The following is a 14615-nucleotide window of genomic DNA, read 5'->3' as shown; positions in this document are numbered from 1 at the left end:
AACTTAATCTGACAAATTTCGGACGGTATGAAAACGATTCAATATCAAAAGTATGACCAGGTAGCCCCTCTGCGTATCGCCGAGGAGCCCGAAGTGTTGTATGTGGCGCGCAAAGCCGTGGATTTATTTCCGGTTGAGCGCTTTCAGGAGCTTTCTGAAAAGTTTCTTTTTACGCAGCTTGAATGGGCTGAAATTCTGCACATCAGTGACAGGACTTTGCATCGGTATTTGAAAGAAGATAAGCCTTTTGAGGGGCTGTATGCCGAGCATTTATACCAGCTTGAAAACATGGCTGCGCTTGGCCTGGAAGTATTCGGGGATTTGCGGGCGTTTGAGAAATGGCTCCGTACCCCACGGGAGGTGCTTGGCGAAACGCAGGATTTTTCTACGCTGCGGTCGTTCTGGGGCGTGAAGCTGATCTGCAATGAGCTGGGGCGCATGGAACACGGCGTGTACATATGATCGCCTACCGCATTGCTGCGAGGGCGTACATTGATGACTTGTCGGGATCGGGCGCGAAGCTGTTCGGTGGGCGCTGGAATCCCATAGGTTGCCCCTGCATTTACGCCAGCCAAAATCTTTCACTTGCCTTATTGGAAAAGTACGTCCATGCGGAGCTTCGGGAAAGTATGGAGCGCCTTGCATTGCTCCAAATCACCATTCCTGATGACGATAACCTGGTTTTTCACGTCGACGATCGTCAGTTGAAGAAGAGTTGGATGAACGATATTTCTTACTCGCAATGGATTGGCGAGCAGATTTTGAGTGACCCGGACATTATAGCATTTACCGCGCCATCGGCGATTGTGCCCTCGGAAAGGAATGTGATTTTGAATCCATTTGCCAAAAAATTCGGTGACATTCAGTTTTTACCACCGGTCGATTTCTCGGCGGATCTTCGTTTGCTCGCCAAACTTTTAGCCCGAAAACCTACTTCTTGAACAACAATGCTTTGATAGGCTGAATCCGCGTGATGATGAGCGTCGGGATGAGTAGGATGGCGGCTGTGATGATGACGGTGACTACATTGACTATCGCGAAAATTGCCCAGTCGAATACAATGGGTACGGTATCCATGTAATAATTGACCGGGTCGAGCGGGATGAGTTTGAACTGGTATTGCAGCCAGCATAGCAGTAAGCCGGCTGCATTGCCGATGACAATACCTTTACGGACCATGTCCAGGCCAACCTGAAAAAAAATCATCCGGATTTGCCGGTTAGGACTCCCGAGCGTTTTGAGCAGCCCGATCAGCGGCGTTCTTTCCATGATCATGACGAGCAGGATCGAAATCATATTGAAACAGGCCACGAACAGGATTAGCACGAGGAATACGGCCGTATTGCGGTCGAGCAGCACGAGCCAGTCGAAAATTTGCGGAAAAAGGCTTGTTACTTTTTGCAGGAACAGTCCGGGCGGCAACTCGCGGCGGAGCTTATGGGTAACCGCGTCGAGGTCGTAAAAATCTTTGAGGTAAATTTCATAAGTACCGATGGAATCCGCACCCCAGCCATTCAGTCGCTGCACCAGGCCAATGTCCCCGATAATCAGGTTGTTGTCGAATTCCTCCATTTCGGTTTCATAGATACCCGAAACGACCAGCTTGCGTGGCCTGGGCGGATTTTGGAGTGAATACATGATCACGTCGTCACCCGTTTTGAGGCGCATTTGCGTCGCTATCTTCCGGCTGATCAGGATCTGGGACGAGTAGCCGTAGTTGACGGACGACGAATCGGTGCGGTCGATGAGCTTTCCTTCCCTGAGGTTCGGTTTGAAAGTTTCCCAATCATAATCTTTGCCTACGCCTTTCAGGATTACGCCTTTGATTTCGTCGGGTGTTTTCAGAATGCCCGATTTGTGTGCTACGGCCTGCCAGCGCTTCACTTCCGGGATCGTCGGCAGAATTTCCGACACCGCATTTTTGACCGGCAGCGGGGCTTCTTCGTAAGTATTACCCTGGGAAAACGCATTTACATTGATATGCGCGCTGAAAAGGAATATTTTTTGTTGGATGGTTTGCTTGAAGCCCAGCAGCACCGCAAAGGCGATGATTCCCACCGCAACACCAATGGCAATACTGGCCACGCCGATCCGCGAAACTGTGGCAGAAAACGATCCTGCTTCGTTATGGCGTATCCGTTTGGCGATGAATGAGGGAAATTGCAAGAGGAATCTGTTCTTTAAATTAGTTGTTGACAAAAATAGGAAAAAACCTTAGCGGTTCGAAAAAGGCATTTTTTTATTAAGTTCGATCCGAAAACCATACCATCGTCCATGCCATTGATCAAAGTTGCTTCCGGAGTTGTAAACCAGACACCCATGGCCTGGGAGGCCAATACCCGAAATATCATCGACGCGATCAGGGCGGCCAGAAAGCTGGATGTAAGCCTGCTGTGCCTGCCTGAGTTGTGCATTTCGGGTTACGGCTGCGAGGACTACTTTTTCGCGCCCGATATGGTGGAACAGTCGCAAAGGTGCCTGCTCGAAATCGCGGAGGAAACGGCGGGAATGATCGTGGCGGTAGGTTTGCCGTTGCGGCATAACGGGAGTTTGTACAATGCGGCCTGCCTCATATCCAACAAGCAAATCGCCGGTTTTTACTGTAAACAAAACCTGGCGAACAACGGCATTCATTACGAAGCGCGGTGGTTCAGGCCGTGGCAGCCGGGCGCGGTGGAAAGCATCGAGGTGAACCAGATGTTTTACCCGATCGGCGATGTGATTTTCGATGTGTCCCCCGGCCCGATCCAGGGTGGTTCGCATGGCGTGAAGATTGCATTCGAGATTTGCGAGGACGGCTGGGTAGCCAATCGTCCTGCGCGCAGGCATTACGAGCGCGGTGTCGACATTATCCTGAACCCCAGCGCGAGCCATTTCGCATTCAACAAGTTTATGGTGCGTGAAAAGCTGGTTGTAGACGCATCCCGGTCATTTTCATGCAGTTATATTTATACGAATCTGCTGGGTAATGAGGCCGGAAGGGCCGTTTACGATGGTGATGCGATGATTGCTTCGAACGGTGATCTGCTGGCTTCGAGCCCGCGGTTCAGTTACGAGGATTATGTGATCACGACGGCGGTGATCGATACGGAGTATACTCGTTTGAGTCAGGTGCAAAGCAAAATAGCGGCTTCCTCGAAGGAGCGCACATGGCGCATTCCCGCGCGGTTCGACTTCCCGGAAATCGAACCGGTGTTACCTCAAATCCCGGAAATCGAGCCGTTTGAAAAGGGCGGTGCATTGAAGGAAGAGGAGTTCGCCAGGGCGGAATGTCTTGCATTGTTTGATTACCTGCGAAAAAGCCGTTCGAATGGATTTACGATATCGCTTTCCGGCGGGGCCGATTCCTGCGCCTGCACTGCATTGGGCGGGTTAATGATCCGGCTGGCCGACGAAAGCATCGGTATGGATCGCTTCAAGCAGAAACTTTCTTATATCAAAGACATTCAGTCTGCCAAAACGGAGGAAGATTTGGCCAAAGTTTTGATCCACAATATTTACCAGGGCACCGAAAATAGCTCTTCCGATACGCTTGAATCGGCACAATCGCTCGCAGAATCCATTGGTTCTACATTTTATAACGTGAATATCAACGGGCTCGTCGAAACCTATAAGGGCCTTATTGAAGGCCAGATCGGCCGCAAGCTGACCTGGGATCAGGATGATATCGCATTACAGAACATTCAGGCGAGGGTTCGTGCCCCGGGAGTTTGGCTGCTGACCAACTTGTCGAACCACCTCTTGCTAGCTACTTCCAACCGCTCGGAAGCCGCTGTGGGTTATGCTACCATGGATGGCGATACTTCCGGCAGCATTAGTCCGCTCGCTGGCATTGATAAGCATTACCTGCGACAATGGCTCCGCTGGCTCGAAACGGTTGGCTGTGAAGTGAAGGGCAGGCATATTCGCATTGAAGGTTTGAAGAAAGTGAACAGCCTGCAACCGACTGCCGAACTCCGCCCGCTCGCCCAAACGCAGACGGACGAGGCCGATCTGATGCCTTACGAGTTCCTCAATGATTTGGAAGGATTTGCGATCAGAGATAAAAAGTCGCCTTTGGAGTCGTACAGAAATCTGTATGTGCGCTACAAAGACATTTATAGTGTGGAACAGCTGCTCGGCTGGACGGAAAGATTCTTTAAACTATGGAGCCGCAACCAATGGAAGCGCGAGCGCTACGCCCCATCCTTTCATCTCGACGATCGCAATCTCGACCCCCGCTCCTGGTGCCGCTTCCCGATACTGTCGGGTGGTTTTGAGAAAGAACTCGCGGAACTGCGCGCGTACGTACAAGGCGCAGCTGTGCAGAACGGGCGGAAACGGATTGGGTTTTGATGGGAATGAGGTAGGGTTTTGTTATATTTATTAAAATTAAAACTGATGCTATGGCTACGCTAACAGTCGAAGTGGAGGATCATGAGCTTAACTTCTTACGCGATCTTTTAAATAAATTCCCGTTCGTAAAAGTGAGCGAGGAGGCTGCGGAAGACTCGGATGAGGAGGTTCACGCGAATATCAGGGAAGGCGTTAAGCAGTTGTCTTTGGTCGAAGAAGGAAAACTGAAAACACGTTCGGCACGTGATTTCCTCAAAGAACTATGAGTTTTGAAGTCGAGACCCTGCCGAACTTTGAAAAGGAAGCTAAAAGGCTCAAAAAGAAATTTTCGTCATTGGCCAACGAGCTTCTCGACTTGATCGAACAACTTGAAAGTAATCCGTTTATCGGAACAGCACTTCCCAAAGGCTTTTACAAAATTCGACTATCCATTAAGTCGAAAGGTAAGGGAAAGCGGGGAGGAGCGAGGGTGATTACTCATGTGAAAGTGGTTCAAAACAAAGTATTTCTGATTTCGATTTACGACAAATCGGAACAATCAGACATCTCTGACGACGAACTGAACCAGCTGCTTTCAGAAATCCCCCAGAAATAGTAATCTCACATTTTATTCAAAAACCGTATCCCGGCCTGGAACCCGATCCAGCCGTAAACTTTACTCGAACCGTCGGGTTTTTCCCCTACCCAAACGGGTGAAAGCCCTTTTTTGGCTTCCGGATTGATCAGGCCCGAATGCTTGGCGAAGAAAGTGTTGATCGACGGACCTGCGAATAGCGCGAATCTCCCGCCTATTTTCTTTTCCATTCCTAACGTGAACTTGACGATCCCCTGGCTAATGTCGTCTTCGATATTATGTTCAAGTAGCACCAGGCTCCCCGTGAGATCCGCATTGGCGCTCCATCCTCTTCCCAGGTTTTGCGCCGTTCCGAAGCCGTAACCAATAGTAAAGAGCGGCTTATCTTTGGCCAGGCCGCTGAAACCGAGGTTGAAAATGTTGTAAAAGCGCATTACCCCCGTTTTGAATGCGGTATTAAAGTAGTTGAACTCGTCTGTTGAGAACTCGTAGCGGCGGTAACCATTGCTATGCACCCAGCTGAATAGCCCGAATGGAACGGTAGCCGTAGAGTCCGAGTAGTTGACGGCGCCGATCTGGTGACCTTTTTTGACCGTATGCGCATAGTTATAACCGGCCGCAAACTGATAGCCGCGCAATTCGCCCACCACCACGTTACCCACACCTGCAACCTGGACGCCGTTTAAATTATGTCCTATATAGTTGAGCAGATGTGTTCCCTGGAAGCCGGTGAAGTTACCGAGCGTCATGTTGAGCGCATTGGCATATTGAAAACCCACTACATCATTGCCTACGATGTTACTCACGCCCGCGAACTGAAAGCCCGTAACATTCCCCCGCACGACGTTGATCAAACTACCGATCTCAAATTTGGACACCCCCAGCGAATAACCGGCGATGAGGTTAATGGAATATTCATTCACAATATTCCCGCTCAGGCCGTGATTCGTACCCAGAAACGGCAAAACAGACGCCTGGAAGGGCGCATAGAGCGTGTCTTCAATGTTCCGGGTGTGCACGGCCTGCTTGGCGGAAGCGAATGCGCTCACGAATTTGTTCTGCACGCGCCGGTATTTTTTGCGAAGCGATTCGTAATCTTCCCAGGTGATGGCTTTCCCGCTGGCCGAACTGTCGATAAACATGGTGTCGCGCGGCAGTTCCACTTTCGCCACTTCGAATTGGGGAATGGCCACTTTGGTATGCAGCGAATCCACCTGCACGGGTGTGTGCGTCGCGACCTTTCCCGAAATGGGTTTCAGCGTATCCGGGTTGAGTGAAATCTGTAAATAGGTGTCCTTGCGCGTGGGGATCGGAATGGATTTGCCGATGTAATCCTCCCGCCGGACTTCCAGCCGAAGCGAAGAGCGTGCCGCCGGAAGGCGAATTTTGTAATAACCATATTGATTACTGACCGCGGAAGCTAGTGTCACCGATTCGAAAATACTGGCATTAGCGAGCTTTTTGCCTGTTTTATTGTCGATAATGTAGCCGTTCAGATCGAAGTCTTCAGGTATTTCCGGCTTTTCGGTTTCCGCTTTTTTTTGAAGGATAATGTACTTGCGGCGTTCCTTGAAGGTGACTTTGTCTTTAAAAATGGCGACCAGTATTTCGCGTATACTGCGGTTTTCCGCCTGGATAGACACACGGCTTTTGACATCGATCATATCCGGGCTGTATGAAAAGCTGAAACCGCCGATATTGCCGATTTTTTGCAAAGTTTCGTCGAGTGGCTGGTTGGTCACTTTTAGATTAATGCGTTTTTCCAGCAAATCCTGGGCCGAAATGGGGCGAGAGAGCAAGCAAACGCAGATACACCAGAAAGCGATTCTGTAAAGTAGTTTCAAAGCAAGATGACTTGTAGTTCTTATTGGCAACTGTTTCCGTCGAGCCAGTACACGTTGCCTTCCTTCCGAAGGCTGAGGTCGAGGGTTTCGGCGATGACGGATAATGTGGCGTCTACCGGTTCTTTTTCGAAGCGGATCGTGAGCCTGCATTGCGCGATCTGGTCGTTGGACAGCCGCACATCCACGTGGTAACCGTCGCGGATCGAGCTGACGACGTCTTGCAGATCGGCCGCATTGAACTCGTAAATCTGTGTCCGGTAGCCCATCAGGTTCATGTTTGCTTGCAGGCTGCGGATCGAATCTTTCAGCACTTCCGCGCTTTGCCCTTTCACCAGTTCCACGCGGTGGGCGTCTTTGGTCACACGTACTTTCCCGGTCGCGACATCCACCCGCACTGGAGCCTCGTTATAAGCCTTTACATTGAAAGACGTTCCCAGAACGCGGATCTCCGTGCCATTGGCTTGGATCACAAACGGATGTGCCGCATCGGGTTTTACATCAAAAAATGCTTCCCCCTGCAATGAAACCGTCCGCAGATCGCCTGTGAAGTTTGCAGGATAGGTTAATTTCGAATTGTAATTCAGGAAAACCTTGGTACCGTCGGGAAGAAGCTGTTCGGTGGTATTATTGGTAGTGGCCACATTCAGCGATTCGGGCGTCTTGTCGGTGATCAGGAAGAACCAGCCGAAAGCCATCACCAAAATGGCGATCATTGCAGCGGCCCAAACCGTTATCGGTAACCGGCGTTTCCGCATTTCGGGCCTGAATTCGATTGTTTTCGCTTCCCTGGCCGGGGTTTCCACTTTTGACGAGGCATCAGCTACGGGAGGTGCAGCCTTACCCGCCGCCATTTTGCCCTTCATTTTATTCCAGGCCGCGTCTGTATCGACCGTCGCGGCGGATTTTTTCATGGAAGCCGTATGGTCCCAGATCAGCCGGTAGGTCGCAAGTTCGCGTGCATTGGCTTCCGATTCGGCGAGCCATGCGTCTACTTCATTTTTTTCGGATTCGGAAGCTGTGTTGCCCAGGTAGCGCGCCAACAGTTCCTCCGATATGTTTGCATGAGATGAGTTCATGGTTACGATCTGATTAACTGTTCAACAATGCTACAACACAACCAAAGCGTCACCGGCAGGTAATCCGCCAGCTCCGCGCGCAGAATTTTCAATGCTTTCCCTATCTGATTTTCCACCGTTTTAATGGATATTCCCAACTGATCTGCTATTTCCTGATATTTCAATTCCTCAAAACGGCTCAGCCTGAATGCTTTCTGGCATTGCTCGGGTAATGTGCTTACGGCGCGTTCGATGCGCTCTTCCAGTTCGCTGGCGTGTATTACTTCGGTCACGGAGTCGTACGAACCGCTTGAAAAATGCATGGTATAATCCTTATGCGCCTCACGTACGGTAGCGTGCTTGAAGCGGTTGAGGCAATGGTTATGCACGGCCCGGTACAAATAGGATTTCAGCGAAAGGGTAATTTCGAGGTCTTCCCGCTTCTCCCAGATCGTCAGAAACACCGTTTGCACGACCTCTTCGGACTCTTCTTCATCTTTGAGCATTGTACATGCATAGTTGCACAGCCTCGAATAATAGGTCCGGAAGGTCTGCTCAAAGGCCTGTTCATCGCCCCGCCTTATCGCGCTGACTATTTCTGGGTCGGAAGAGTGCACCGTTATCTGTTTTTGATTTTCGGTCAAAAATAGATAATCTCTTTCGATTAGCGGTTCCTGATATAGAAGAGCGGTCATTATGGATGTCCTTTGGATAGAGACAACTTGCCCCCTGTTTCCCCCTATGAGAAATTTTATTTTTTTGAATAGGGGGAAACAGGGGGCCGCTTGTCTTGGTTAAAAACATCATTTAGCCATGAAACAAACATTTCTTAAACTTTCGATTGCCCTCAGTATCGCTGCCGTTTTTCAGTCTTGTGTTTATGTAAACAAGGATGAAGACATTCCACCAAGAGGCGAAACCACACGCACTTATGATTTCCGCAATTTCGATGAACTGGAAGTAAGCGACGCGATCCGTGTGCACGTCGTTGCCGGATCGTCGTTCAGTGTGGAAGCCACCGGCGAGCGGAACGATCTCGACGATCTCAACATTTTCGTGCAGGACGGCAAGCTGACGGCCCGCTACAACAACTCCTGGAGGAAGCGCCAGCGCATGGACATCGACATTACGATGCCCGATTTGGCAGGAGTCGATTTTTCGGGCGCGGTAGATGCGGAGATCAACGATTTTGTAAACCTGCCGAGCATTGAGATCGAGCTTTCGGGTGCTTCCCAATGCGATTTTGAAGGAACGGGTACTACGTTGAAGTTCGACATCAACGGCGCGTCACAGTTGAACACTTTTGGTAAAATGAAATTTGTCGATGGCGAAGCTTCGGGCGCCTCGCAGCTCAATGCATTCGAACTCGAAACGGAAGAGTCGGACCTGGACGTTTCCGGCGCCAGTAATGCCAAAGTGTGGGTTACGCGGCTTCTCGATGTAAAAGCCAGCGGTGCGAGCAATGTGCGTTACCGCGGTAATCCGAAAGTAGAAAAGGAAGTAACTGGTGGGAGTAGTGTCCGCGCTGATTAATTTTTTCAGGGGATCATTCCATATTTAGCCCGGGCTTGTGCTTTCGACATACCATCGAAATGCCACCATTCCGTGGTATTGACCTTGAATCCCACCTGGGTCATCACACTTCGCAACAGCTGGCGGTTCTCGATTTGACGGGCCGTCAGCTTTCCTTTTTTCAGCATTTCCTGTTCGGAACGCGGATATGCCAGCGGGCCGAAAAAATCGAATTTTGTACCCATATCAAGCGGTTTGCCGTTTTCATCGACAACGGTAAGGTCGATAGCACAGCCGAAATTGTGATTGGAACCGATTTTGGGATCGGCCACATACTGCGTTTTGCTGCGCGCCGGTATTTTCAGTTGGTCCAATGCATTCCAAAGATCGTACTGGGCGGAGTTCGGACGCGCCGCGTCGTAGACCAGCAGTTGGTAGCCGGGCTTTTTCTTGTCCAGTAATGCATTGGCTTTGGCAAGTCTTTTGGCCATTTCGGGTTGCAGGTATGCACGCGTGAGCTCGCCGTACACGTCGCGGCCGATGAAGTTGTCGGTAGTGGAGTATTTCAATTCGACCCTGATGTTAGGATCAACCTTTTGAACATCTACTAACCCTCGCTCAACCATTTTCTGCTCGATAGCAGGGAGTTGTTTCGGTGATTGGGCAGCGGCGTGAGACGCTGCGAAACCGGTAATCAGCAGTAAAAACGCATTTTTAAACATAAAAAAAATATCCTTGCAAAGGCTGCAAAGATATTCTTTTTGCTGAATTCGAAATAATGACTAGTAGCGTTTGATATTGATGCTGGTCAAGCCGCCTTCGTAATGCACGATCACTTTCTTCGCAGCGGTGTCGAAGTTGGAGGTACGGTAATAGCCATTGCCAACCTTGCTCAAACCTTCCATGTTTTTGGCATTCAATGCACCGTCCATACGCATTTCGCAGCCGACGGATTCAGGGATTTCGAGCGTAACCGAGGCTACGCCGGCCTCGATGTCAACATTAGCGGTAGGCATTTTGTCTCCGAGCCGAATGTCCATATCGGCCACGCCGGTACTTACTTTCAGTTTTTCCACTTTGTAATTACTGAAATCAAAATCCCCTTTTCCTGCGCCGATGCCCAGGTCGATATTCCAGACAGGCTTATCATTGAGATGGATTTTAGCCTGGTTCGACATTTCGCCATCTTTGAGTTTGACGTTGCCTTCTTCCATTTTCAAGGTTACCGAAGCAGAATTGTTCAGCTTATTGACCGACGTGGTTGATTTAAATCCCACGATAGTACTCGTAGTGGCTGCTTCGAAAAGCTTGGCCGTGTTGCCATTCAGCGAAAATGATCCGGCACCGCCTTCGAGGTTGAAATTGGCTTTCTGGATAAAATCCTCCATTTCGTAATTGTAGGAGCCGTTGATAGGGCGGTCGCCGTTTTTCCAATGCTCTTTCTGGTAATCTTCGTCTTTTTCATCGTCGTCGTCGTCGTGATGGTAGCCGTAGTCATGGTCGTCATCGTCCCAGCCGAAATTCCAGTGATCGCCGTGGTTGTCGAATGCCTGGTGCGTTTTGTTGACCACACCTCCAAAAACGGCGAGGGTAATGAGCAACGCCACGATGCCACCTGAGCCGCGTTCCCGGCCAGCGGCCATCAGGATCGCCCCGGCGAGGATCAGCAGTACCGGCCAGTAGGGCAGTGCCAGGTCCCAGTCGATATTGAGCAGGTTCATGCTTTTGAGCAGCCAGAAGACCCCCAAAATGACGAGCAGACCACCCCAAACAATGCCTCTTGAGTTTTTCATGATCTTATATGTTTGATCGGTTAGTAGTGTCGGAATTCAGGAAGTTGCGCAACAGCAGCAGCCCGCCGGTCACGATCAGGAGAATGGGCCAGAAGAAGCGGCCGAAATCGAAGGCGGTCAGCTCTTCCACGAGGAACAACGCCCCGACGACAATGAGGATCACTCCCCAGAAAATGTTTTTGAAATTCATGGCTATTATAGTTTATGGTACGATTCAGGAAGGTTAATTGACTCTGATGACATCGTCGTCACCATTGTCAGGCTTTTTCAGTTCCGGATCTTCGGGAAAATGCGTTTCGGGCGAAGAGCTGGGCGAAAACGGTGTGTAAGGCTGCGGATCAGGCCCCGGATCTACCGGATCGACAGGCGGGGGTGTCGTAGGGTATACGGTCGCATTGTTCTCCTGTTGCTTATCGCGCTGGCGCAGGATCAGGAACGCACCCACGGCAATCAGCACTACAGGCCAGAAGTATTTTTTAAAGGACCACCAGAATGGCAGGTCGTCCACCAGCATTAACCCACCAAAAAAGATCAGCACGCCACCGAGGATCATCATCGTTTGATCGGACCTCTTTTTGTCGGACACCGGGTCGGACGGCTTGGAAGGTTCGGAGCCGAACACATTATGGGTGGTGTAGACCTCTCCGGCGGGGCCGGTCGGCAGCACTGCCCACAGGATGATGTAGAGCAATCCGGTCATTCCAAAGCCGGGAGGCAATATCGGCAGCGCCATCACCACGAATATCACGCGGACTATTACCACGTCAATTTGCAGATACTGAGCGATTCCCGCACAAACTCCTCCGAAAACTGCCTGGTCAGGTATGCGATGCAATTTCTTTTCCATGATTAGTTTAGTGTTTATTTGTAATCAAAGGTAGTAGGTAATGCAAGATACTGTAAACCGGGAAATTATTATCGGCGCGAGGGCGTGTTAAGCGGATGTTTTTAGTGAGAATGTGTTTTAAATGGGTGAAAAACGGCGTTATTGTTCTTCAAGCGCTTCGAGAATGTCCATCATCGAGCCAAAATCCTTGTAGCCGGGGCGTATTTCTTCGCTGCCACGCAATGCAATGCCGATATTCGGGAGGAGTTCCGTCAATGCGCTTACAGTAAATTCATTGTCCAGCCCGAAGCCTACGAGGATAGGATATTCGGCTTCCACCGTCCCCAAAACCTGCATCCATACTTCGGCAAGTTCGGCTTCGTTGTCGCTTTCGAGCAGGAAATGCTTCACTTCACCTTCGTACCGGCTCAGGATAGGAACGATTTCGCCTGCGTCGTAAAGATCGACGCTCACACGGAGCAAGAGCGGCAAGCTGAGATCGGTGCGGAGATAGCTGAGCAAGCCAGGGTCATTTACCTGCACCGCATGTACGGGATAGTCCGCCAATGCACTGATAATGGCGTCGGGATCGGTCTTCGCCGTTTCGGCAACGAGGGTCACACCGGCCAACCAGGAGCAGATATCCTCGAATTTTTTGGGAGAAATATAATTGGGAGAATCTTCGTCAATAGAAAAACCAAGCATTTCAACACCCATTCCCGCACAATAGCGCGCATCGGAGAGGTTGGTAACATTGCTGATTTTTACGGTTTTAGTAAGCATTGGGTATGTTCAAATGCGGATCGCTGTCCTGGATTTTCAAAAATGATACCGCAAAATTAGGCAAAACCCGTAAAAGTCAGTCAATCTTTCCAGCGTGGAGCTGCTCGATCGGGAAAATTAGGTCCCAGTCTTTTCCCCACACTATGTTACCGCGCTCGATCTTAAATTTCTTGAAGTTGCTTGGCTTTTTGTATTTATTGTATTGTGGATGAGGATGCTCAGAAAGGAATGGTTCAAAGTCAATGATCTGACGGGTTTTGTCAGAAAAACTTATGAGGATTTTATATCCTGATAAATATTCAGCCTCTATAACCTTTGTCATAACCTTTTTGTGATTTTTAATGCCTTCACCGGCTTTTTAAGAACAAAGAAATCGGTCCAGCGATTCACGATATCCTGTGCATAATGCTCGACTACCTTTTTTGCTTCCCTGAGCTGTGAAGCTGGAAGCGGATCCTGTCCACCTGAGCTTCTCAACCGGACTTCTTTTAAAGTCCCATCCTCAAAGAATATCTCGAAAACACTTTCATATTCATTATACGAAACATGAATGTGAATGGGGAGATGTTCATTGGAATAAAAATAAAAGATCATTCCGAAATATTCCAGAATCCTTGGCATAGTAGTGTATCTAGTGTATCCAAAACTACTTAAATCCCCACACAAAAAAGACGTGCAGCACCAGCAATGAGCAGCCGGTAATGCACGTCTAATCAAACGGTCAGCGAAAAATTACTTCGCCGAGAACTTATACTTCGTAGTTGTCTTATACGTATCGCCCGGGTTCAGCGTCGTGGTTGGGAATTGTGGCTGGTTCGGGGAATCGGGGTAATGCTCGGTTTCGAGGCATAGGCCGAAACGCTTCGAATAGGTCGCGCCTTTGCCGGTCAGTTTGCCGTCGAGGAAGTTGCCGGTGTAGAATTGCACGGCAGGTTCGGTGGTGAACACTTCCATCACGCGGCCGCTTTCCGGTTCACGTACGGTGGCGAACTGTACCAGACCGTCGCCGCTGCGTTTCAGCACCCAGCAATGGTCGTAACCGCCGCCGGCTGCGATCTGCTCATCTTCCGTTTTGTTGATTCCGGCATTGATTTTGGTCGACTTGCGGAAATCGAATGGCGTTCCTTCTACGGCGCGGAGTTTGCCTGTCGGGATGAGCGTAGTGTCCACGGGCACGATGCTGTCCGATTCAAGGGTTACTTCGTGGTCGAGAATGTCGCGTTTCAGGCCGGTGAGGTTGAAATACGAGTGGTTCGTCAGATTCACAACAGTCGGTTTGTCGGTAGTTGCGGTATAGTCGATGGTGATCGCATTGTCATTATCGAGCGTGTAAACCACTTTCACGGTCAGGTTACCCGGGTAACCTTCTTCCATGTCCTTGCTGGTATATTCGAGTTGCAGACCAACTATGGAATCCTGCTTGATCTCAGTCGCTTTCCAGATCACTTTGTCGAAACCTTTGGTACCGCCGTGCAAGGCATTCGGGCCGTTGTTGATTGCCAGTGAATACTCCTGGCCATTCAGCTTGAACTTCCCTTTCGCGATGCGGTTGCCATACCGGCCTACCAATGCGCCGAAGAACGGGTGACCGCTCAAATAGGGCGCCAGTGAGTCGAAGCCCAATACCACATCTTCCCATTTACCGTCTTTGTCCGGCGCAGTGAGTTTAGTGATGATCCCGCCATAGTTGGTAATGTTCACGGTCATTCCGTTGGCGTTGGTCAGTGTGTAAAGGTCAGCCTGCTGGCCGTCGGGGAGCTGGCCGAAAGCCTCTTTGGAAATAGTACTGATCATTTTTTCTTCATTCTTGGTTTTTGAGCAACTGAAAATGGCCAGGCCAACCAGCGCGGTGAGTAAAAAAGGGATTCTTCTCATAGTCAAAGGTTAAGAGTT

At 50.0% G+C, this 14615-nt stretch carries 18 protein-coding genes; 6 read left to right on the top strand and 12 right to left on the bottom strand.

Annotated features, from left to right (window positions below; translation table 11 throughout):
• Positions 1-27 precede the first annotated feature (27 nt).
• Positions 28-462 carry an Xre family toxin-antitoxin system antitoxin gene (locus BLQ88_RS06880; RefSeq protein WP_090147943.1) on the top strand — a complete coding sequence of 145 codons (435 nt, stop codon included), beginning with the start codon at positions 28-30 and terminating at the stop codon, positions 460-462.
• Positions 459-941, top strand: coding sequence for an RES family NAD+ phosphorylase (locus BLQ88_RS06875; protein WP_090147941.1), 483 nt, complete (start codon positions 459-461; stop codon positions 939-941). Before BLQ88_RS06880 ends, BLQ88_RS06875 begins: the two co-directional genes overlap by 4 nt.
• Here the strand turns inward: BLQ88_RS06875 and BLQ88_RS06870 are convergent.
• Positions 931-2166 (bottom strand): ABC transporter permease, encoded by a 1236-nt coding sequence (locus BLQ88_RS06870; RefSeq protein ID WP_090147940.1) that lies wholly within the window; start codon positions 2164-2166, stop codon positions 931-933. The two genes, BLQ88_RS06875 and BLQ88_RS06870, sit on opposite strands and share 11 nt — an antisense overlap.
• A 108-nt stretch (positions 2167-2274) precedes the next feature.
• Between BLQ88_RS06870 and nadE the strand changes: the two genes are divergently transcribed.
• The 3 genes from nadE to BLQ88_RS06855 are packed head-to-tail and all read left to right on the top strand — an operon-like array spanning position 2275 to position 4930.
• A complete protein-coding gene (nadE, locus tag BLQ88_RS06865) occupies positions 2275-4335 on the top strand; it encodes an NAD(+) synthase (RefSeq protein WP_090147939.1) in 2061 nt (686 codons plus the stop codon).
• A gap of 50 nt (positions 4336-4385) precedes the next feature.
• Complete coding sequence (locus BLQ88_RS06860) at positions 4386-4601, top strand: hypothetical protein (protein WP_090147938.1); 216 nt, start codon at positions 4386-4388, stop codon at positions 4599-4601.
• Positions 4598-4930 (top strand): type II toxin-antitoxin system RelE family toxin, encoded by a 333-nt coding sequence (locus BLQ88_RS06855; protein WP_090147936.1) that lies wholly within the window; start codon positions 4598-4600, stop codon positions 4928-4930. The genes BLQ88_RS06860 and BLQ88_RS06855 overlap by 4 nt, the downstream gene beginning before the upstream one ends.
• 5 nt (positions 4931-4935) lie before the next feature.
• On the opposite strand, the gene BLQ88_RS06850 is transcribed toward BLQ88_RS06855, so the two are convergent.
• Genes BLQ88_RS06850 through BLQ88_RS06840 form a run of 3 tightly spaced genes read right to left on the bottom strand, consistent with a single transcriptional unit; the run spans position 4936 to position 8425 of the window.
• Positions 4936-6753 carry a peptidase associated/transthyretin-like domain-containing protein gene (locus BLQ88_RS06850; RefSeq protein WP_090147934.1) on the bottom strand — a complete coding sequence of 606 codons (1818 nt, stop codon included), beginning with the start codon at positions 6751-6753 and terminating at the stop codon, positions 4936-4938.
• A 20-nt stretch (positions 6754-6773) separates the two neighbouring features.
• Positions 6774-7829, bottom strand: coding sequence for a FecR family protein (locus tag BLQ88_RS06845; protein WP_090147933.1), 1056 nt, complete (start codon positions 7827-7829; stop codon positions 6774-6776).
• Between the two features lie 2 nt (positions 7830-7831).
• Complete coding sequence (locus BLQ88_RS06840; RefSeq protein ID WP_310590143.1) at positions 7832-8425, bottom strand: RNA polymerase sigma-70 factor; 594 nt, start codon at positions 8423-8425, stop codon at positions 7832-7834.
• A 196-nt stretch (positions 8426-8621) separates the two neighbouring features.
• Here BLQ88_RS06840 and BLQ88_RS06835 point away from each other — a divergent pair, with 196 nt between their 5' ends.
• On the top strand, positions 8622-9341 hold the full coding sequence (locus tag BLQ88_RS06835) for a head GIN domain-containing protein (RefSeq protein WP_090147928.1): 720 nt from the start codon (positions 8622-8624) through the stop codon (positions 9339-9341).
• 5 nt (positions 9342-9346) lie between these two features.
• Here BLQ88_RS06835 and BLQ88_RS06830 read toward each other — a convergent pair whose 3' ends face one another.
• From BLQ88_RS06830 to BLQ88_RS06795, 8 genes are all read right to left on the bottom strand, one after another.
• Entirely contained in the window at positions 9347-10042 is a 696-nt protein-coding gene (locus tag BLQ88_RS06830) for a M15 family metallopeptidase (protein ID WP_090147926.1), read from the bottom strand.
• A 60-nt stretch (positions 10043-10102) separates the two neighbouring features.
• Positions 10103-11113, bottom strand: coding sequence for a toast rack family protein (locus BLQ88_RS06825; protein ID WP_090147925.1), 1011 nt, complete (start codon positions 11111-11113; stop codon positions 10103-10105).
• Between the two features lie 4 nt (positions 11114-11117).
• Positions 11118-11303 (bottom strand): LiaI-LiaF-like domain-containing protein, encoded by a 186-nt coding sequence (locus tag BLQ88_RS06820; protein WP_090147923.1) that lies wholly within the window; start codon positions 11301-11303, stop codon positions 11118-11120.
• A gap of 33 nt (positions 11304-11336) precedes the next feature.
• Positions 11337-11960 (bottom strand): PspC domain-containing protein, encoded by a 624-nt coding sequence (locus BLQ88_RS06815; protein WP_090147921.1) that lies wholly within the window; start codon positions 11958-11960, stop codon positions 11337-11339.
• Between the two features lie 138 nt (positions 11961-12098).
• A complete protein-coding gene (locus BLQ88_RS06810; protein WP_090147920.1) occupies positions 12099-12722 on the bottom strand; it encodes a hypothetical protein in 624 nt (207 codons plus the stop codon).
• 76 nt (positions 12723-12798) lie between these two features.
• Positions 12799-13044: a DUF2442 domain-containing protein gene (locus BLQ88_RS06805; protein WP_090147918.1), complete on the bottom strand. Its 246-nt coding sequence runs from the start codon at positions 13042-13044 to the stop codon at positions 12799-12801.
• The gene (locus tag BLQ88_RS06800; protein WP_090147917.1) at positions 13041-13343 is read right to left on the bottom strand and encodes a DUF4160 domain-containing protein; all 303 of its coding nucleotides are present in this window, start codon (positions 13341-13343) and stop codon (positions 13041-13043) included. The genes BLQ88_RS06805 and BLQ88_RS06800 overlap by 4 nt, the downstream gene beginning before the upstream one ends.
• 111 nt (positions 13344-13454) lie before the next feature.
• A complete protein-coding gene (locus tag BLQ88_RS06795) occupies positions 13455-14597 on the bottom strand; it encodes an aldose epimerase family protein (RefSeq protein ID WP_090147915.1) in 1143 nt (380 codons plus the stop codon).
• Between the last annotated feature and the right edge of the window lie 18 nt (positions 14598-14615).

The organism is Dyadobacter soli, from assembly GCF_900101885.1.
Taxonomy (GTDB): domain Bacteria; phylum Bacteroidota; class Bacteroidia; order Cytophagales; family Spirosomataceae; genus Dyadobacter; species Dyadobacter soli.
The sequence above is the reverse complement of the archived record's forward strand: the minus strand, read 5'-3'. Positions and strand labels throughout refer to the sequence as shown.